The sequence below is a fragment of the Nitrospirillum bahiense genome (assembly GCF_007828025.1).
GTDB lineage: Bacteria > Pseudomonadota > Alphaproteobacteria > Azospirillales > Azospirillaceae > Nitrospirillum > Nitrospirillum amazonense.
Window position 1 is genome coordinate 206563 of the sequence record NZ_VITO01000009.1, and the last position, 18404, is coordinate 224966.

At 68.4% G+C, this 18404-nt stretch carries 16 protein-coding genes; 10 read left to right on the plus strand and 6 right to left on the minus strand.

Translation table 11 applies throughout. The annotated features are described in order from the left end of the window. Nucleotides 1-177: 177 nt before the first annotated feature. The 4 genes from FBZ88_RS15190 (at nucleotide 178) to FBZ88_RS15205 (ending at nucleotide 5505) form a co-directional block, all read left to right on the plus strand. Nucleotides 178-3153: a bifunctional [glutamine synthetase] adenylyltransferase/[glutamine synthetase]-adenylyl-L-tyrosine phosphorylase gene (locus tag FBZ88_RS15190; RefSeq protein ID WP_145618036.1), complete on the plus strand. Its 2976-nt coding sequence runs from the start codon at nucleotides 178-180 to the stop codon at nucleotides 3151-3153. A gap of 97 nt (nucleotides 3154-3250) precedes the next feature. Beyond that, complete coding sequence (bcp, locus tag FBZ88_RS15195; RefSeq protein ID WP_145618039.1) at nucleotides 3251-3715, plus strand: thioredoxin-dependent thiol peroxidase; 465 nt, start codon at nucleotides 3251-3253, stop codon at nucleotides 3713-3715. A gap of 32 nt (nucleotides 3716-3747) precedes the next feature. Then, nucleotides 3748-4827: an AAA family ATPase gene (locus FBZ88_RS15200; RefSeq protein ID WP_145618042.1), complete on the plus strand. Its 1080-nt coding sequence runs from the start codon at nucleotides 3748-3750 to the stop codon at nucleotides 4825-4827. 6 nt (nucleotides 4828-4833) lie between these two features. Beyond that, complete coding sequence (locus FBZ88_RS15205) at nucleotides 4834-5505, plus strand: DUF4276 family protein (protein ID WP_145618044.1); 672 nt, start codon at nucleotides 4834-4836, stop codon at nucleotides 5503-5505. 31 nt (nucleotides 5506-5536) lie between these two features. Here the strand turns inward: FBZ88_RS15205 and FBZ88_RS15210 are convergent, their stop codons facing one another. The 5 genes from FBZ88_RS15210 to parA all read right to left on the minus strand — a co-directional run bounded on the left by FBZ88_RS15210 (nucleotide 5537) and on the right by parA (nucleotide 10398). Next, nucleotides 5537-5962, minus strand: a complete 426-nt coding sequence (locus tag FBZ88_RS15210; protein WP_145618045.1) for a VOC family protein — start codon at nucleotides 5960-5962, stop codon at nucleotides 5537-5539. A 77-nt stretch (nucleotides 5963-6039) separates the two neighbouring features. Continuing rightward, nucleotides 6040-6939: a helix-turn-helix domain-containing protein gene (locus FBZ88_RS15215; RefSeq protein WP_145618047.1), complete on the minus strand. Its 900-nt coding sequence runs from the start codon at nucleotides 6937-6939 to the stop codon at nucleotides 6040-6042. A gap of 100 nt (nucleotides 6940-7039) precedes the next feature. Further along, complete coding sequence (locus FBZ88_RS15220) at nucleotides 7040-8329, minus strand: phytanoyl-CoA dioxygenase family protein (RefSeq protein ID WP_246138669.1); 1290 nt, start codon at nucleotides 8327-8329, stop codon at nucleotides 7040-7042. Between the two features lie 31 nt (nucleotides 8330-8360). Next, nucleotides 8361-9623, minus strand: coding sequence for a phytanoyl-CoA dioxygenase family protein (locus tag FBZ88_RS15225; RefSeq protein ID WP_246138670.1), 1263 nt, complete (start codon nucleotides 9621-9623; stop codon nucleotides 8361-8363). A 106-nt stretch (nucleotides 9624-9729) separates the two neighbouring features. Beyond that, complete coding sequence (gene parA, locus FBZ88_RS15230; protein ID WP_145618048.1) at nucleotides 9730-10398, minus strand: ParA family partition ATPase; 669 nt, start codon at nucleotides 10396-10398, stop codon at nucleotides 9730-9732. Between the two features lie 182 nt (nucleotides 10399-10580). On the opposite strand from parA, the gene FBZ88_RS15235 reads away from it, so the two are divergent. From FBZ88_RS15235 to FBZ88_RS15255, 5 genes are all read left to right on the plus strand, one after another. Next, a complete protein-coding gene (locus FBZ88_RS15235) occupies nucleotides 10581-11570 on the plus strand; it encodes an L-threonylcarbamoyladenylate synthase (RefSeq protein ID WP_425465791.1) in 990 nt (329 codons plus the stop codon). A gap of 275 nt (nucleotides 11571-11845) precedes the next feature. Continuing rightward, entirely contained in the window at nucleotides 11846-12385 is a 540-nt protein-coding gene (locus tag FBZ88_RS15240) for a DinB family protein (RefSeq protein ID WP_145618049.1), read from the plus strand. After that, on the plus strand, nucleotides 12382-13821 hold the full coding sequence (locus FBZ88_RS15245; RefSeq protein WP_145618051.1) for an FAD-binding oxidoreductase: 1440 nt from the start codon (nucleotides 12382-12384) through the stop codon (nucleotides 13819-13821). The genes FBZ88_RS15240 and FBZ88_RS15245 overlap by 4 nt, the downstream gene beginning before the upstream one ends. A 166-nt stretch (nucleotides 13822-13987) precedes the next feature. Then, nucleotides 13988-14200 (plus strand): hypothetical protein, encoded by a 213-nt coding sequence (locus tag FBZ88_RS15250; protein WP_145618052.1) that lies wholly within the window; start codon nucleotides 13988-13990, stop codon nucleotides 14198-14200. A 72-nt stretch (nucleotides 14201-14272) separates the two neighbouring features. Beyond that, nucleotides 14273-15376 carry a sensor histidine kinase gene (locus tag FBZ88_RS15255; RefSeq protein ID WP_145618053.1) on the plus strand — a complete coding sequence of 368 codons (1104 nt, stop codon included), beginning with the start codon at nucleotides 14273-14275 and terminating at the stop codon, nucleotides 15374-15376. Here the strand turns inward: FBZ88_RS15255 and FBZ88_RS15260 are convergent. After that, entirely contained in the window at nucleotides 15373-16290 is a 918-nt protein-coding gene (locus tag FBZ88_RS15260) for a transglycosylase SLT domain-containing protein (protein WP_246138671.1), read from the minus strand. The two genes, FBZ88_RS15255 and FBZ88_RS15260, sit on opposite strands and share 4 nt — an antisense overlap. A gap of 316 nt (nucleotides 16291-16606) precedes the next feature. Here FBZ88_RS15260 and FBZ88_RS15265 point away from each other — a divergent pair, with 316 nt between their 5' ends. Next, nucleotides 16607-18394, plus strand: a complete 1788-nt coding sequence (locus FBZ88_RS15265; protein WP_145618055.1) for an acyl-CoA dehydrogenase — start codon at nucleotides 16607-16609, stop codon at nucleotides 18392-18394. Nucleotides 18395-18404 lie beyond the last annotated feature (10 nt).

The window sequence follows — 18404 nt, forward strand, 5'->3', positions numbered from 1 at the left end:
GCTTGACCGGGTTGCGGACCCTTGGGCACTCTGCCCCGGGAACCCACAACCGCGAAACGGCGAACAGCGAACGGGGCCCCGCCCCATCCCTTGTCCAGTCCCAGCAACATAGGGTCATGATGGACAGGTTTACACGGGGGCAAGACCCGTTTCCTGGCATAGCCCGGTCAGACATCCATGTTCAATGCGAAATCCCTACCCCAAGCGGCAGATACCGAACTTCTGGCCCGCGGGCTGGAGTCCTGGCAGCGCCGGGCGGAGGACTCCGGCGACAGGGAACTGGCGGAATTCGCCCGAACCTACGCGGCGGATGAGACGGGCGGGGCCTTGCTGCGGGCCATCCTGGGCAACAGCCCCTTCCTGGGCCTAGCCCTGCTGAAGGAACAGGCTTTTTTCCGCCAAGTGGCCATCCTGGGCTTCGACGCCGCCTTCATGGACCTGTTGGAAGGGCTGTGGGCTGAGGTGGGCGGTGCCACCACCACCGACCGCCTGATGAAGGCCCTGCGCGTGGCCAAGCGTCGCGCCGCCCTGCTGATCGCCGCCGCCGACATCGCGGAAGCCTGGACGCTGGAGCAGGTGACCGGCGCGCTGAGCCAGCTGGCGGAGGCGGCGCTGCGCCTGACCGCCCGCCACCTGCTGCGCCAACTGGCCGCCAAGGGCGACATCCGCTTGCCCGACGCCGAGAACGACCCCGAGGCGGGCAGCGGCCTGATCGTGCTGGCCATGGGCAAGTTCGGGGCGCTGGAGCTGAACTACTCCAGCGACATCGACCTGATCGTCCTGTACGACGACGGCGTGGTGCAGGCCCGCGAACCGGATGAGATGACCCGCACCTTCGTGCGCCTGGCGCGCGACCTGGTGCGCATCATGGAGGAACGGACGGTGGACGGTTACGTCTTCCGCACCGACCTGCGCCTGCGCCCCGACCCCGGCGCCACCCCCCTGGCCGTCTCCGTTTCCGCCGCGGAGGCCTATTACGGCAGCCTGGGCCAGAACTGGGAGCGGGCGGCCATGATCAAGGCGCGGCCGGTGGCGGGCGACCGCAAGGCCGGCCAGGACTTCATGGGCCTGATCCGCCATTTCATCTGGCGCCGCAGCCTGGATTTCGCCGCCATCCAGGACATCCATTCCATCAAGCGTCAGATCGGCGCGCACAAGGGCCACCGCGACAAGGCGGTGAACGGCCATGACATCAAGCTGGGCCGGGGCGGCATCCGCGAGATCGAGTTCTTCGCCCAGACCCAGCAGCTGATCTATGGCGGGCGCGACCCGCACCTGCGCACGCCCGCCACCATGATGGCGCTGGACGCCCTGGTGGCCGCCGGCCGCGTGGGCGAGGACGCGGCGGAGGATTTGAAGGCGGCCTACCGCTTCCTGCGTCGGGTGGAGCACCGGGTGCAGATGGTGGACGACCAGCAGACCCACAAGCTGCCGGTGGACGACAAGGGCGTGGCCAGCATCGCCACCTTCCTCGGCTATGCCGACGCCGATACCTTCCGCACCGAACTGCTGGCCACCCTGGGGCGGGTGGAGGACCGCTACGCCGCCCTGTTCGAGGAGGCGCCGCCCCTGTCCGGCCCCGGCAATCTGGTCTTCACCGGGACGGAGGACGATCCCGACACAATCACCACCCTGCGGGGCCTGGGCTTTCAGAACCCCTCGGCCGTCGCCGCCCAAATCCGCGCCTGGCACCACGGCCGCTACCGTGCCACCCGCAGCACCCGGGCGCGCGAACTGCTGACGGAATTGGTGCCCAGCCTGCTGGCTGCCCTGGGCGGCACGGCCCAGCCCGACCAGGCCTTCCTGAAATTCGATGAGTTCCTGAGCCGCCTGCCCGCCGGGGTGCAACTGTTCAGCCTGTTCTACGCCAACCCCAAGCTGCTGGAGCTGGTGGCCCTGATCATGGGCACAGCGCCCCGCCTGGCCGACAGCCTGTCCCGCCGCCCATCGCAATTGGACGCCGTGCTGACGCCCGGCTTCTTCGACCATCTGCCGGACGCCCAGGAATTGCGCGAGGGGATGTCCCGCCTGCTGGCCGATGCCCACCACTTCGAAGAGGTGCTGGACCTGACGCGGCGCTGGACCAGCGACCAGCGCCTGCGCGCCGGCATCCAGATCCTGCGCCACCTGACCGATGGCGATCAGTGCGGCCCCTTCCTGACCGAGGTGGCGGAAACCGCGCTGGCGGTCCTGCATGAGCGAGTGGAGGCGGAGTTCGCCCTCCGCCATGGTCGTTTCGAAGTCGGAATGGATGACGGAACCGGCATGGCCATTCTGGCCATGGGGCGGCTGGGGGCCGGGTCGCTGTCTCTGGGGTCGGACCTGGACCTGATCACGGTCTATCAGGTGCCGGATGGGGCGGACCAATCCAATGGCCACAAGCCGCTGTCGCCCAGCGAGTATTTCATCCGCCTGACCCAGCGCCTGATCAACGCCATCACCGCCCCCACGGCCGAGGGGGCGCTGTACGAAGTGGACATGCGCCTGCGCCCTTCCGGCAACAAGGGGCCCCTGGCCGTCAGCCTGGACGCCTTCACCCGCTACCAGCGCGAAAACGCGTGGACGTGGGAGCATATGGCCCTGACGCGCGCCCGGGTCCTGACCGGGCCGCCGGCCCTGCGCACGCGACTGACCGAGGCCATCCACGCCGTGCTGGTGCAGCCGCGCGACCCGGACAAGCTGCTGGCCGACGTGGCCGACATGCGGGTCCGCATGGACAAGGAGCACCACACCAAGGACCCCTGGTCGGTGAAGCATGTGCGCGGCGGCATGGTCGACATCCAGTTCCTGGTGCAATACCTGACCCTGCGCCATGCCGCCGACCATCCCGGCATTCTGGACCCCAACACCACCGGCGCCCTGGGACGCCTGCGGGACACCGGGCTGCTGGACGCGGCGGACGCCGACGCCCTGATCGACATCCACCGCCTGTGGCGCCGGGTGCAGGCCTTCCTGCGCCTGACGGTGGAGGGCGAGGTGAGGGTGGCGGAGGCGCCGCCGGCCCTGCGCCTGGCCCTGGCCGAAGCGGTGGGCCATGGCCTTGACTTCGACGCGGCGGAGGCAAAGATCCGCGCCGCGGCGGCCCAGGCCCACGCCCTGTTCCGGAAGGTGGTGGAGGAACCCGCCGCCCGCCTGCCGGCGCCGGCCCCTTGATCCAACCGGCGGGCTGGACCGTATCTGCCCCCGTCATTCGTCCACCGTCGCAAACCTCGGCACGAACCCAGGCCCGAACCCAGGAAGGAAAAGCACTATGGCCGTTGAGGTCGGAACCCCCGCCCCGGATTTCACCATGCCCACCGATGGTGGCGGCAGCGTCACCCTGTCGTCGCTGAAAGGCCGGCCGGTGGTGCTGTACTTCTACCCCAAGGACGACACCAGCGGCTGCACGGCCGAGGCCTGCGGCTTCGGCGAATCCCTGCCGCACTTCGAGAAGGTGGACGCCACCATCATCGGCGTGTCTAAGGACAGCGTGGCCAGCCACGACAAGTTCAAGAAGAAGTACAACCTGCCCTTCACCCTGGCGTCCGACGCCGACAGCGACGTGTGCGAACGCTATGGCATGTGGGTGGAAAAGAACATGTACGGCCGTACCTATTTCGGCATCGAACGCGCCACCTTCCTGATCGACAAGGACGGCCAGGTGGCCAAGGTCTGGCGCAAGGTCAAGGTGCCCGGCCATGTCGACGCCGTGCTGGCGGCGGTGAAGGCGCTGTGACATCCTGATCCGAGCAAGGCGAAAGAGTCCCGATGCCCCGTGTTAGCTCGCTCACCATCAACGGTTTCAAGTCGATCCGAAGCTTGCGCGACTTCAAGCTGAACCCGCTGAATGTGCTGATCGGCGCCAATGGTGCAGGAAAAAGTAATTTTATCGGCTTTTTTCGCCTGCTCAATCAGATGTATGAGCAGCGACTTCAAAATTACGTTCTAACTCAAGGAGGACCCGACGCCCTCCTGCACTTCGGCCGAAAAACGACAAGCCGTATTCATGCTGAATTTTATTTCCAAAAAAACGGGTACAAGTTCGATCTGGTTCCCACAGTAGACAATCGCCTGGTATACGAACTCGAAGAAAGTTGGTTTGGGGGCGTCTATTATGAGTCAACGTCGAGTGCCATCTTGGGCACTGGCCATATCGAATCTAAATTAAAAGAGGCTGGTGATCCGTATTCACCGTACGTACGGTCGTCTGTCAGCAATTGGCGCGTATATCATTTCCACGATACGGGCGAAACCGCACGGGTTAAGCAAGCCCATGCCGCCAACATCAATCTCCGGCTGGAAACGGATGCTGGCAATCTCGCCGCCTATTTGACGCTGCTTCACCAGAAGCACCCCCAACAATACCGACGCATCGTCGAGACCATTCGCCTCGTTGCTCCTTTCTTCGGCGACTTCGTGCATAGAGACGATGCCGAATTCGTGGAGTTGGAATGGACCCAGGCCGGCAGGCCGGACACGCCCTTCAAAGCGCATATGCTCTCGGACGGCACCTTGCGTTTCATCTGCCTGGCCACCCTGCTGCTGCAACCGACGTCCAAACTGCCGGACACCATCCTGATCGATGAGCCGGAACTGGGCCTGCACCCTTATGCCATTTCGGTGTTGGCCGACATGTTCAAGCAGGTGGCGGAACAACGCCAACTGATCGTGTCCACGCAGTCGGTCGAACTGGTCAATGAACTGGCACCCGAGGACATTGTCGTCGTCGACCAGGAAGACGGCGCATCAACCTTCAAACGCTATTCCGAGGAGGAATTGGCCGGCTGGCTGCAGGAGTATTCCCTGGGCGAAATCTGGAAGCGGAATATCCTGGGCGGGAGGCCCTGACCCGTCATGGAGGTCATCGTCTTCGCCGAAGGCCAGACGGAAGAGCAGTTCATCAAGCGGGTCGTCGCCCCCACACTGCGGAGCCTGGGCATTTTCCTGAAGCCCCAGTTGTTGCACACATCGCGGGATGCCAAGGGCGGCGCCGTGACGTTCGACCGGCTGAAGGTCAACGCCCGCAACACCTTGCGGCAGGACACCAATGCCGTTCTGACGACCTTTCTCGACCTATATGGTCTGGACACGTCCTTTCCTGGCCTTGATCAGGCCAAGCGTCATACGGATCCGCTGCGCAGGGCCGAAAGTGTTGAAGTCAGCCTGGCAGCCGCGATTGTCCAGGAGGTCGGATGCAAACCCGGCCGGTTCGTTCCTCACATCCAGCCCTATGAATTCGAGGGACTGCTATTTTCCGATGTCGCTACGTTGGCGACAACGGAGCCGGGCTGGAACGGAAGTTTGGTGAAGCTCCAAAAAATCCGCGAGGGGTTCCAGACACCGGAACACATCAACGACAGCTTCGACACCAAGCCATCCCGGCGTCTGGAAACAGCCCTCAGCCCCAAATACCACAAGACCCGTCATGGCCCCTTGGCGGCGGGACATGTCACGTTGGCCGCCATGGAACGGGAGTGCGCCCACTTCCATGGCTGGATGGACAAGCTGAGAGCCCTGGCCCGTTAACCGGTTGCCGATGGCGGCCCCCACGCCGTCCTCAAAGCGGCGCCCAGGGATCGTAGGTACCGAAGCTCCAGCTGTTTCCTTCCGGGTCGCGGGCGTGGTAGCCGCGGCCGGGGTAGCCTTCATTGTCGTGCGGCGGGGTCACGATCTCGGCCCCGGCGGCGCGGGCGCGGTCGTGATGGGCGTCCAAATCGTCGACGACGATGTAGACGCAGGCTGTGACGCCCCCCGCTTCCGCCGCCGTTTTCCAGCGATAGGCGTCGGTGGACGGCCCGGGCCGGGCGGACCCCAGCATGACCATGCCATCGCCCAGCGTCAGCTGGGCGTGGTGGATGAGGCTGGGGTCCTGGTCGTCGGCGTAGACGGCGTGGCGCTGGAATCCGAAGGCGGCGCACAGGAAGTCGATGGCGGCCGGCGCATCCTGATAACGCAGGCAGGGAATCAGGGAACGGGTGGGCATGGGGCTCAGTCTCCTGTCAGGCGGCGACGATGCCGCTGGCCCGACCATAGGGCCGGACGGCACGGCCTGGATTGGATCTAAATAACCTCCACCACCCCGGCTTCCACCAGGCCGCCACCATCCGGCAGGGACCGGGCCAGGTATTGCCCCGGCGTCAGCCCGGCGAACTCCCGAAATTCCCGGATCATGTGCGACTGGTCGCAATAGCCGGCATCGATGGCAATGCCGGCCCAGCCGCCGCTGCCCTCATCCGGCTGCCCGGCCCCCAGCCGCTTGGTCAGTGCCTCGAACCGCATCAGGCGGCGGTAGGTGCGCGGCCCCACGCCCAGCGCGTCCTTCACGCGATTGGCGAGGTGCTTGGTGCTCCACCCGATGTCCCGCGCGATATCGGCGATGTCCAGGTCGGGCCGGTCGCGAAGCAGGGCCAGCGCGTGCGCCTGGGCCCCCGGCAGGGCGGGCATGGCGGCGAAGCGGCGGGTCAGCGCGTCGTCCAGCGCGGCCATGCGGCCGGTCCCGTCCGGCGCCTCCGCCAGCGCCTGGCCCAGCCGTGTCCCCGCCGGCCCCAGGACGGCATCCAAAGGCACCACACGGTCAACCAGATCCGTCAGCGGGCAGCCCAGCAGGCGCCGCAGGCTGGAGAGCGGCAGGAAGACATGCATCCCCGCCTGGGTGCCGCCCGACCGGGACAGCGCCGGCGCCAGGTGGGCACCGGCCACGAAGCCCTCACCGGCCCGCAGGGTGATCGGCCGCCCATCGCCGCCCACGATGCCGATAGGTTCCGCCAGGTTGACGATCAGGACGGCCTGGGCGTGGGGCAGTTCCCGGCGGGTGGTGAAACTGGTCCGCTCACGATAGTAGGCATACCCATCCACCAGGCCCGACAGCACCGGCGGGGGCGCCAGGCTGGCCACATGCCAGGCGTCCCGCAGGCCGTCATGGCGGCGGATGGACAGCAGACGGGAGGACGGAACGGTCATGGACGGGCCCTGACAGCGCGGCTGCCGGCCAGCTTGGCACAGAACGCCCCGGCTGGGGAGGGCCCGACGCCGACGCGCGGGCGTCCCGGTCCGCCAGCCCCTACTTCAGCGGATAGTCGAACACGGCATAGTGCCCGCCATGGTCGAACCGCCGGTTGGGCATGTCCGGGCGATGGTTCACGCCGGTGTAGTGACCGATCAGCGAGCGGCGCTCCACACCCGGGCGGTTCGGCGCCGAGCCGCGGTGCATCAGCCGGCCATGCCAGATCAGCACGTCGCCCTTCTCCCCCAGGAAACGGCGCGTTTCCACCCCCTGGGCCGCGATCTCCGCCTCGATGGCGGGGGTGACGAAGCGTTCCGTCAGATGGGGCCAGGAGGCGCTGCCGGTGGTGCCGGTGACGCGGTCGCGCTCCGCCACGGACAGGAATTGCCGCACCTTCTCCCCCTGCAGCAAGGGCCAGCGGTGGGAGCCCGGGACGTATTCGAACGGCCCGGAATCCGGGTCGATGCGGTCCAGGGCGATCCATACCGCGGCGTACCAGCCGTTGACGAAGGGCGGGCTGAGATATTCGTCCTGGTGCCAGTTGCGCTCGGTCGAGGCCCAGCCGGTGAGGTTCAGATGCAGCATCATCTCCTCCCCGATCAGGCCGTTCATGATGGCCATGAGCGGCGGGTGCAGGCAGATGCGCCGCAACTCCTCCACCTGCATGTAGGGGGTGGGGGTGATCCAGCCCAGCGCCCGGTCCACCTGTTCGCGCCGCTTGATATAGGGGTCCAGCAGGTCGTCGCCGAGGAAGCCCTTGAGCAGGACCACGCCCTCGCGCCGCCACTGCCGCTGTTCGGGTGTCAGGGCGGCCTCGTCCACCACCGGCTGGTCCAGGGGCGGCAGGCCCTTAGGCTCGGGATGGTCGCTCAACATGGAAAAGCGGATACCGCCGCTGCTGTCCGGCGGCGTGCCGTAGCAGAGGGCGCCCAGGGGCGGCCGGTCCCCCAGTGTTCGCGCCAGGCCCAGCAGCGCGGGCGCCAGCGCCTGGGCGTCCGGCGCCTCCTCCGCCTCAGCCACGAACAGCCAGTAGACAGGACCGCATCCCATGGGGAACGCCGGCACGGTGACGCGGTCGCAGCGCAGGTCGCCATCGAACAGGCCATCCGGCGTGCGTGACACCAGCGGGCCCTGGCGCGCCAGGCCGGTGGCCTCATCGACCAGCAGGGCGTGCAGCTTACGCTCCGCCCGGCCGGCCCGGATATCGCCCGGCACCTCCACGACCTCCAGGTTAGCCACCCGCGTCACCACCCGCTCCACGATCAGCAGCGGCGGAAGTGCGGCGGCCGGCGCGGCGACGATAGCGGGATCCGGCCGGCGGCCGAGGAGGCGGGACAGGAGGTTCATGGGGAAGGCCGGCTGATGGAGTGGGGGGAGGTCATATCAGGGGGGTGTGGAACACGGCGTAGTGTCCGCCCCCCTCGAACCGGCGGTCCGGCATGTCGGGGCGGTGATTCACGCCGGTGTAGTGGGCGATGAGCGACCGCCGCTCCAACCCCGGCTGCCGCGCGGGGGAACCGCGATGCATCAGGCGGCCGTGCCAGACCAGCACATCGCCCTTTTCCGCCAGGAAGGCGCGCTTTTCGACACCGCGCCGGGCGATTTCCGCCTCCACGATGGGCGCGACATAGGACTGGGTGACGCTGGGCCAGGCGTCATAGCCGCTGTCGGTCACGGCGGCGAGGCGCCGTTCCTCATCCGTCATGAACTGGCGCACGCGCGCGCCGCGCAGCAGGGGCCAGCGGTGGGAACCGGGGATGTATTCGAAGGGACCGGCGTCGGGGTGGATACGGTCCAGCGCGATCCACACGGCGGCGTACCAGCTGTTCACGAAGGGCGGGCTCAGATACTCGTCCTGATGCCAGTCGCGCTCGGTGGACACCCAGCCGGTGAGATTGAGGTGCAGCAGCATCTCTTCCCCCACCAGGCTGTTCAGCACGCTCATCAGGGGCGGGTGCAGACAGATGCGCCGCAACTCTTCCACATGCATGTAGGGCGTGGGGGAGCGCCAGCCCCCCGGCCGGCCCACCTGCTCGCGTCGGGCGATGTAGGGATCCAGCAGATCGTCGGACAGGAAGCCCTTGAGGATCGCCACCCCCTCTTCCCGCCATTGCCGCTGTTCCGGCGACAGCGCGCTCCCGTCCACCACCGGCTGGTCCAGGGGCGGCAGGGTGGTGGCCGGCGGCTCGTCGCTGATCATGGCGAAGCTGAGCTGGGCGCGGTCCAGGCGGGGGCCTTCGCAGCCCACCGCCAGCAGCGGCCGCTGGCCCAGGCTGGCCGCCAAGGCGCGCAGCGCTGGCACCAGGGCGGCGGGATCGGCTTCGCCCAACGGTTCGACCACGAACAGCCAGAAGGCGGGGCCCGTCCCGTCCGGGAATTCCGGGAAGGCGATGCGATCGACGCCGGGAGCGGACTGGGTGATCTGCCCCACCCGGACCTGGGCCCCCGCCTCATCCATGACGATGGCCTGCAGCGGCCGCCCGGCGCGGATGGCGCGCAGGTCACCGGGCACGGTGATGGCGTTCAGCCGATGGATGAAGGCATGGAACGGTTCGGCGATGACCACGTCCGGCAGAACCGGCGCCGCCACCTCCACGGTTGCGGGCGAACGGCGCGAAAGCAGGCGCGACAAGATTTGCATGGCAACCCCAACCCAGCGCCGCCCAAGCCCCCCAGGCGGCTGGTCGGGTATACACCGCCGCGCGCGGCCCATGCAATGAAGGCGCCCGCGCGGGTGGCGCCCGGCCCTAGGCGCTGGCGCTGCGGGTTCCGGACGCCAGGGTGCCGCCCAGCCGGGCCAGGATTTCGCCGGCCAGGGCGGCGATTTCCTCCGACCCCTTGGCGCGGCGGTCGGTTTCCTGCAGCGACAGGCCATCCATCATGGCACCGGCGAAGCCGACGCGGTTGCCGATGGCGGCCTCGGCCATGGGTACGCCCAGGCCCGCCACCGCCTCCGTCAGCCGGTCCGCCAGCTTGGCGCGGGGCGGCACGCGGTTCAGCGCCACCAGCACCGCCCGCTTTTCGGCCTTGGCCATCTCCAGCGTGGGGCGGGTGGCCCACAGGTCCATGGGGCTGGGCTGCACCGGCACCACCACCAGGTCGGCCACGCGCACGGCGATGCGCGCCTCCGTCTCGGCATGCGGGGGGCTGTCGACCACCACCACGTCATGTTCCCGCGCCAGGCGTTCCACCTCTTTCTGGGTGCGCCAGCCGTTGATCTGCATATGGGTCAGACCGGGATCGTCCAGGGCCTGGGCACGCAGGCCGAACCAGGCGGTCAGGCTGCCCTGGGGGTCGATGTCCACCACCGCCACGCGCAGCCCGGCCAGCGACCAGGCGACGGCCAGCTGGATGGCCAGCGTGGTCTTTCCCGCCCCGCCCTTCTGCTGCGCGATGGTGACGACGTGCCCCGCCATGATGGCTCCCCCTTTCAGGAATGACCGTGGCCGGCAGTGTGGACCCGGCGACGGTGGCGGGCAAGTGTGCAGTGCACAACGGGTGATGCCCCAAAAGGCGAGGCCGGCCCTGCGGCCACTACCCTTGGACCGGGCGCACGGGTGGGCTAGATAAGGTGACCCCTCTTGCCAGGTGCCGCCCCGTGACCGAGTCCCATACAGCCCCCGACATGTCCCCGCCCACCCAAGAGGCGCTGGAGCGCGCGTCGCAGGCGCTGGCCGGCGGCAAGCTGGTGGCCTTCCCGACGGAGACGGTCTATGGCCTGGGCGGCGACGCCGGCAACGACCAGGCGGTGGCCGACATCTTCGCCGCCAAGGGCCGCCCCAGCTTCAACCCCCTGATCGTCCACCTGCCGGACGTGGCGGCGGTGGAGCGCTACGCCGTGATGGATGAGCGGGCGCACCAGATGGCCGACCTGTACTGGCCCGGCCCCCTGACCCTGGTCCTGCCCCGGCGGGCGGATGCCGCACTCTCGCTGCTGGTCAGCGCCGGGCTGGACACGGTGGCGGTGCGGGTGCCGCGCCATCCCACCGCCCGCGCCCTGCTGCAGGCCAGCGGCCGGCCCATCGCCGCCCCCAGCGCCAACCGGTCCGGCCACGTCAGCCCCACTGCCCCCATCCATGTGCGCGAGGAATTCCCCGATGGCGGCGGCGGCCGGCTGGCCCTGATCCTGGCCGATGGCCGCTGCCCCGTGGGGGTGGAATCCACCGTGCTGGACCTGTCGGGTGAGCACCCCGTGCTGCTGCGCCCCGGTTCCATCACGCCGGAGGAAATCGAGGCCGTGCTGGGGCCCATCCAGCGCGCCGCGACCCCGGGCACGGGCATAAAGGCGCCCGGCATGCTGGAAAGCCATTACGCCCCGGGCCTGCCGGTGCGACTGAACGCGCTGAACGCCGCCAAGGATGAAGCGCTGCTGGGCTTCGGCCCCGACCGCTTCGTCCTGGGCGGGGCGGAGCGGCTGAACCTGTCGCCCACCGGCGATTTGAACGAGGCCGCCGCCAACCTGTTCGCCATGCTGCGCAAGCTGGACAAGCCCGGCCTCAGCGGCATCGCCATCATGACCATCCCCGACGTGGGCCTGGGCCTGGCCATCAATGACCGCCTGCGCCGGGCGGCGGCGCCCCGGCTCTAATAACGTGCGGTATTTGATCGTGACCGCTCAAATACCCCCTCAGGCGCCGGGCGGCCACATCCGTGGCCTTGGCTTGTCCTCGATTTCCAGTCCGCCTCCGGCTCCCCAGAAATCTCCGGCACCCGCAGTCGCGGGCTACTGCGGCACGAGTCGCTATCTCGTGCCGCTGGTATAAGACGGAACCGGTTGACGGACCACACCGTTAGCACTTGATCACAGCGGGCGGGAGCGGACACTCTGGCGCCAAACGCCCCTGGCTTCCCGAGGTCCCGCCCATGGCCGATCCCCGGCACATCGTCCTGCTGGCCCAGTACAACGCCTGGATGAACGCCAAGGTGCTGGAGGCGGCGGCGCGCCTGCCGGCCGAAACCCTGACCGCCGACCGGGGGGCCTTCTTCCGCTCCATCCTGGGCACGCTGAATCACCTGATGGTGGCCGACCTCATGTGGCTGCGCCGTTTCCGCACCCACCCCGCCGGCTATACCACCCTGGACCCGGTGATGGCCCTGCCGCCCCCCACCCGCCTGGATGAGGCGCTGTATGCCGACCTGGCCAGCCTGGCGGCAGATCGCCAGGTGATGGACACGGCCATCAGCCAGTGGGCCGCCTGCATCCGCCCCTGCGATTTGAACCACGTGCTGGCTTACACCAGCAGCACCGGCACAGCCTGCGCCCGCCGCTTCGGCGACCTGATCGTGCATTTCTTCAACCACCAGACCCATCACCGCGGCCAGGTCACCACCCTGCTGACCCAGGCCGGCCAGGACGTGGGCGTCACCGACCTGGTGGCCCTGATTCCGGATGAAGCCCCATGAGCACCCGCCTTTCCGAATCCGCCCAGGCCTGCCTGAAATCCCTGTCCGACTTGCTCGGGCCCGGCGGCTACATCACCGATGCGGACGCGCAGGCCCCCTACCTGACGGAAGCGCGCGGCAACGCCGTCAGCACGCCGCTGGCCCTGCTGCGCCCCTCCAGCACGCAAGAAGTAGCGGCCGTGGTGCGCCTGACGGCGGAGGCGGGCATCGCCCTGGTGCCCCAGGGTGGCAACACCGGCCTGGTGGGCGGCGCCCTGGCGGCCGAGGGCAGCCTGCTGCTGAACCTGGGCCGCCTGAACCGCATCCGCGAGGTCGATCCCCTGGACCACACCATGACGGTGGAGGCGGGCGTGATCCTGGCCACGGTGCAGCAGGCCGCCAACGACGTAGACCTGATGTTCCCCCTGAGCCTAGGCGCCGAGGGCAGTTGCACCATCGGCGGCAACCTGTCGACCAACGCCGGCGGCATCCTGACCCTGCGCTATGGCAACGCCCGCGCCCAGGTTCTGGGGGTGGAGGTGGTGTTGCCCGACGGGCAGGTGTGGAACGGCCTGCGCCGCCTGCGCAAGGACAACACCGGCTATGACCTGAAGCACCTGTTCCTGGGTGCAGAGGGCACGCTGGGCATCATCACCGCCGCCACCCTGTCGCTGGTGCCCCGACCGCGCCAGATGGAAACGGCGCTGGTGGCGGTACCCGACGTGACCGCCGCCCTGCGCCTGCTGAAGCGCCTGCGCCAAGCCAGCGGCGACGCCGTCTCGGCCTTCGAGATCATGCCGCGCTTCGCCATCGACGGCGCCGCCCGCTACCTGGGCGAACAGAACGACCCGCTGTCCGAACCATCCCCCTGGTATATCCTGACGGAACTGACGGCCGGCACCCCCGGCGATGCCCTGCGCGACACGGTGGAGGCGGCCCTGGCCGAGGCCATCGACGCGGGGGAGGCGACGGACGCCACCCTGGCCGCCAGCGGCGACCAGCGGCACAAGCTGTGGCGCCTGCGCGAGGGCCTGCCGGAGATCGGGCGCAAGGTGGCTGGCGCCCTGCACCATGACGTGGCCGTGCCGGTCAGCCGCGTCCCCCAGTTCATCGAGCGGGCCAACCAGGCGGTGGCGGCCTTGTGCCCCGGCGCCCGGCCCTACCCCTTCGGCCATTTGGGGGACGGCAACATCCACTACAACATCGCCCGGCCGGACAGCGACGACCCGGCCGACCGCGACGCCTTCCTAGCCCTGGGCGAGCGGATCATGCGGGCGGTGCACGACGTGGTGCTGGACCTGGATGGGTCGATCAGCGCCGAGCACGGCATCGGCAACAAAAAACGCAACGAACTGGCACGCGCGCGGTCACCCCTGGAAATCGATCTTATGGCAAGCTTGAAACACCTGCTGGATCCGCGCGATCTCATGAACCCCGGTAAAATCTTACCCCAATAGGCAGGATTTTTCGGGAAAACCGGGCCCAGGCATAGACCAGTACTGACCTTTGGCGTCAATTGACGGCGACTCGGGGGACATGAGACCCTTGGTTGTAGAGATAAAGGAGCCCCGTGGTGCCGCCGCGTATGAGTCGCCGGCCCACCCCAAGAGAGGGAGAGAGCCTATGCCTGGCAAGACCTCGACCCCCATTGGCCCTCACCCCTCGCCCGTGCCCCTTTACCTTAGGCTGCTACGGGGTGGTACCCTGGCGGGGCAGGCCCCGTTGGCCGATGACGGCGATGCCGCCGTATCCGTCCCGCGCCAGATGACGGGTGGCGTGTGCGGCGGCCAGATGATGGCCGGCCGGTCGGAAGATCCGGCCCTGGTCCATTTCTAACGGCTGTACTCCCAACAATTCTAGCCATCCGCAGTAGTGCGTTCGGCCGAGGCGACTGTATGATCAGCCGCCATGAAGCCGTTCATCACGACCTTCCTGTCCCTGCGACGGCGATCAGCGCCCGTACGCTATATCGGGGCCGCCCTGCTGGTGTGCCTGGCGTTCGGCGTGCGTCTCGCGCTGGACGACGTGCTGGACGGCTATCCCGTCGTGCATTTCTTCCCGGCCCTGGTATTGGGCACGCTGTGGTTCGGGGTCGGGCCCGGCCTGGTGGCCGTGGTCCTGAGCACGACGCTGGCCCTGCCCTTCTTCGCACCGGCCGACGACGGCATGCCCTGGCCGCAACAGCTGGCCACCCTGCCCGATCGGCTTGCGGCCCTGCCGCCCAAGGGCTGGGCGGGCCCCGCCCTGTTCGTCGTGATCAGCCTGGTGGTGGTTTCCATCATCGCGGCATTGCACGACGCCCTGGACACCCTGGCGGCGGGGGAACAGCAGCAGGCCATGCTGTTGCGTGAAATCTATCACCGCATCCGCAATGACCTGCAGTCCGTGTCCAGCCTGTTGATGGTGGCGGAAAGCCGGGCGGGCGCCAAGGAGGCGGGTGAACTGGCCAAGGCGGGGGAACGGGTGCGGGTGCTGGGCCTGGTCTATTCCAGCCTGCAGCGGCTGCAGCGCGAGCCCTTCGTGCCGGCCCGCGCCTTCCTGGGCCAGCTGGTGGAAAACCTGGCCGCCGCCCATGTCGCCGGCCGTCCCATCACCTTCACCGTCGAGATCGAGGACCTGAAGCTGCCGCAGCGGGCCGCCGTGACCCTGGGCCTGGCCGCCAATGAGCTGCTGACCAACGCGCTGAAATACGCCTTCCCCGCCGGGCGGCCCGGCACCGTGGCCGTACGCCTGGGCACGGAGGGACAGCGATGGGTGCTGCGGGTGGAGGATGACGGCGTCGGCCTGCCGCCGCCCACCCCCAACGGCGGAAGCCCGGCAACAACGGCCGGGCCGGCAGAAGATTCCGGCACGGATGGCATCCATCATCCCCGCCCGGCCCCCACCGGCCTGGGCCACCTGCTGCTGGAACAGCTGGCGCGACAGTGCGGCGGCGAGCTGGGGCAGGTCAGCGACGGCGGCGTGAAGGCCTGGCTAGCCGTACCGGCGACGCCGGAGGCCGCCGCCCTTTAGGCGCTGGCCATGTAGGCGGCGGCCATGTTGGGCGCACGGTTGGTGGTCATGCGCTGTTCCTGCTGGCTGTAGCCATCCTTGTTGTCCTGGTCCTCATCCTCGGTGGGCGCGGCCAGGGCGTTCAGCATCATGATGGTGTAGGTGGACAGCGGCATCTTGGACGAGCTGGCGCCCCGCACCATGTCCCACGGCTGGGACGTGCTGTCGGCCGTCTGCACGGTGCCCAGCGTGGTGGACCCGGCATATTTGTCCGCACTGGCACCGCCCGTGCCGTCGAACTTCTTGGCGAAGCGGTCGTAGACCTGGCCCAGGGACAGGGCCTTGCCGTTGGCGTCGTAGAAGACGGCGTCGTTGGCGTCGGCCGCGTCCGGCACCACGGCGTCGGCCGCCTGGTTGGGGTTTTTCTTCAGCGCGTTCAGGAACTTGGAGGCGCCGCCGGCGCCCAGGAAATGGGCCAGGTACAGCTCCGTCCCGCCGATGGTGCCGCCCACCTGCTGCTGCAGCGTGGTCTTGTTGTCCTGGGCCAGCGCCGCCGCCATCATGGCCGAGGTATCGGCATCCTTGCGCAGGTCGAGAATCTTTTGCCGGGTGGCGGGATCGGAGACGTAGGCGCTGCCGTCGCTGCGGGTCTTGATGGCGCTGGCGTACTGCCCCAGGCCGACCTCCGCGCCATGCTGCTGCACCATGTTCAACCACGTGGAGTCGGTGAACTGGTAGAGGCCGGTGGCGCTGCTGGTGCTGGCCTTGGCATTGGTGTTGTAGCCGCTTTCCACCGACGCCTGCTTCAGCAGATAGGAAAAATCTACCCCGGCCCTGGTGCTGGCCTGCTGCACCGCCGCCACGATCTTGGCGGGGGCGGAAGACGCCAAACCCTGTGCTGCAGTCAACTGCGTGGTGGACAGTGCGCTGTTCACGACCGGACCTCACTTACCTGGAAAACGACCGGCCGATGGGGGCCGATCCGATGCTGGCCTACAGGGAAAGCAAGGGCCGTGCCAATCGGTGGTGGCGGCGGGATCCGGGCCGGGCTTTCGGCGACGCTTGCCCGCCCGCCGCCGTCCCGGCAGGATGGGCCCCGCGTCGATGGGACGTGGCCCTTCCGCTCAATGATCGGGCCCGCCCGCCCAATAACATTGAGCACCCCCGCCGGCCGTGCCGGGCCCCGCCCCCATCCTGAAGCGACGGGCGCCGGGCCCCACCGGCGGGACCCCCGGGAGGACCCGAGAGACCATGACCTATCAAGCGCCCCTGAAGGAAATCCGTTTCGTCCTGAATTCCGTCGTCGGCCTGGACAAAGTTGCCGCCTATCCTGCCTTCGAGGCCGCCACCCCCGACCTGGTGGACGCCGTGCTGGAGGAAGGGGCCAAACTGGCCGACAATGTGCTGGCGCCCCTGAACGTGGTGGGCGACCGCCAGGGCGCGAAGCTGACGGACACGGGCGTGCGCACCCCTGACGGCTTCAAGGACGCCTACCACCAGTTCGTCGAGGGCGGGTGGAACAGCGTGCCCTTCGACCCCGATCACGGTGGTCAGGGCCTGCCCTGGACCCTGTTCATCGCGCTGCTGGAAACCTGGACCAGCGCCAACATGTCCTTCGCGCTCGGGCCGCTGCTGACCCAGGGGGCGGTGGAACTGCTGACCGCCCACGGGTCGGATGAGCAGAAGACGCTGTACCTGGAAAAGCTGATCTCCGGCGAATGGGCCGGCACCATGAACCTGACGGAGCCGCAGGCGGGTTCCGACGTGGGCGCCGTGCGCACCCGCGCCGTGCGCCAGGACGACGGCACCTATCGCATCAGCGGCCAGAAGATCTTCATCACCTATGGCGACCATGACTGGACGGACAACATCGTCCATCTGGTGCTGGCCCGCACGCCGGACGCCCCCTCGGGCACCAAGGGCATCTCGCTGTTTATTGTGCCGAAGTTCCTGCTGAACGCCGACGGCACCCCGGGTGAGCGCAACGACGCCTATTGCGTCAGCCTGGAGCACAAGCTGGGCATCCACGCCAGCCCCACCGCCGTCATGAGCTATGGCGACAAGGGGGCCTGCGTGGGCTACCTGGTGGGCGAGGAGAATCGCGGCATCGAGTATATGTTCACCATGATGAACAATGCCCGCTTAGGGGTCGGCCTGCAGGGCGTCTCCATCGGCGACCGCGCCTACCAGCAGGCGCTGGCCTACGCCAAGACCCGGGTGCAGAGCCGCGACGTCGCCGGCGGGCCGCAGCCGGTGACCATCATCCACCATCCCGATGTGCGCCGCATGCTGCTGACCATGCGGTCCAAGGTGGAGGCCGCGCGCGCCATCGTCTATTTCACCGCGTCGTCCCTGGACGGCCGCCACCATCATCCGGACGCGGATGCCGCCCAACAGGCCGGCCTGCTGAACGACCTGATGACCCCGGTGGCCAAGGCCTGGAGCACCGACATCGGGGTGGAGGTCGCCAGCCTGGGCGTGCAGGTGCACGGCGGCATGGGCTTCATCGAGGAGACGGGGGCCGCCCAGTATTACCGCGATGCCCGCATCGCCCCGATTTACGAGGGCACCAACGGCATCCAGGCCAACGACCTGGTGTTTCGCAAGCTGGGCCGGGACGGTGGCGCCACCGCCCGCGCCCTGTTCGCCCTGATGGCGGAAACGGCCGACGCGGCGGCCGCCCAGCCGGGCGACGACCTGGCCGCCATCGCCCAGGGCCTGAAGCGGGGCATCGCAGCGCTGGAGGACGCGACGTCCTTCCTGGTGGACCATGTGAAGGCGGACGCGCGCGCGGCCGCCGCCGGGGCCGTGCCCTACCTGACCCTGTTCGGCAACGTCACCGGCGCCTTCCTGCTGGCCCGCGGCGCCATCGCCGCCAACCAGGCGCTGGCCCAGGGCCATGACACCGCCTTCCATGAGAGCAAGCTGGTCACCGCCCGCTTCTTCGTGGAACAGGTGGTGGCCCCGTCGCTGGGCCTGGCCGAGCTGATCCGCACTGGTCACCGCACCCTGATGGCCCTGTCGGAAGACCAGTTCTGAGCGACATACC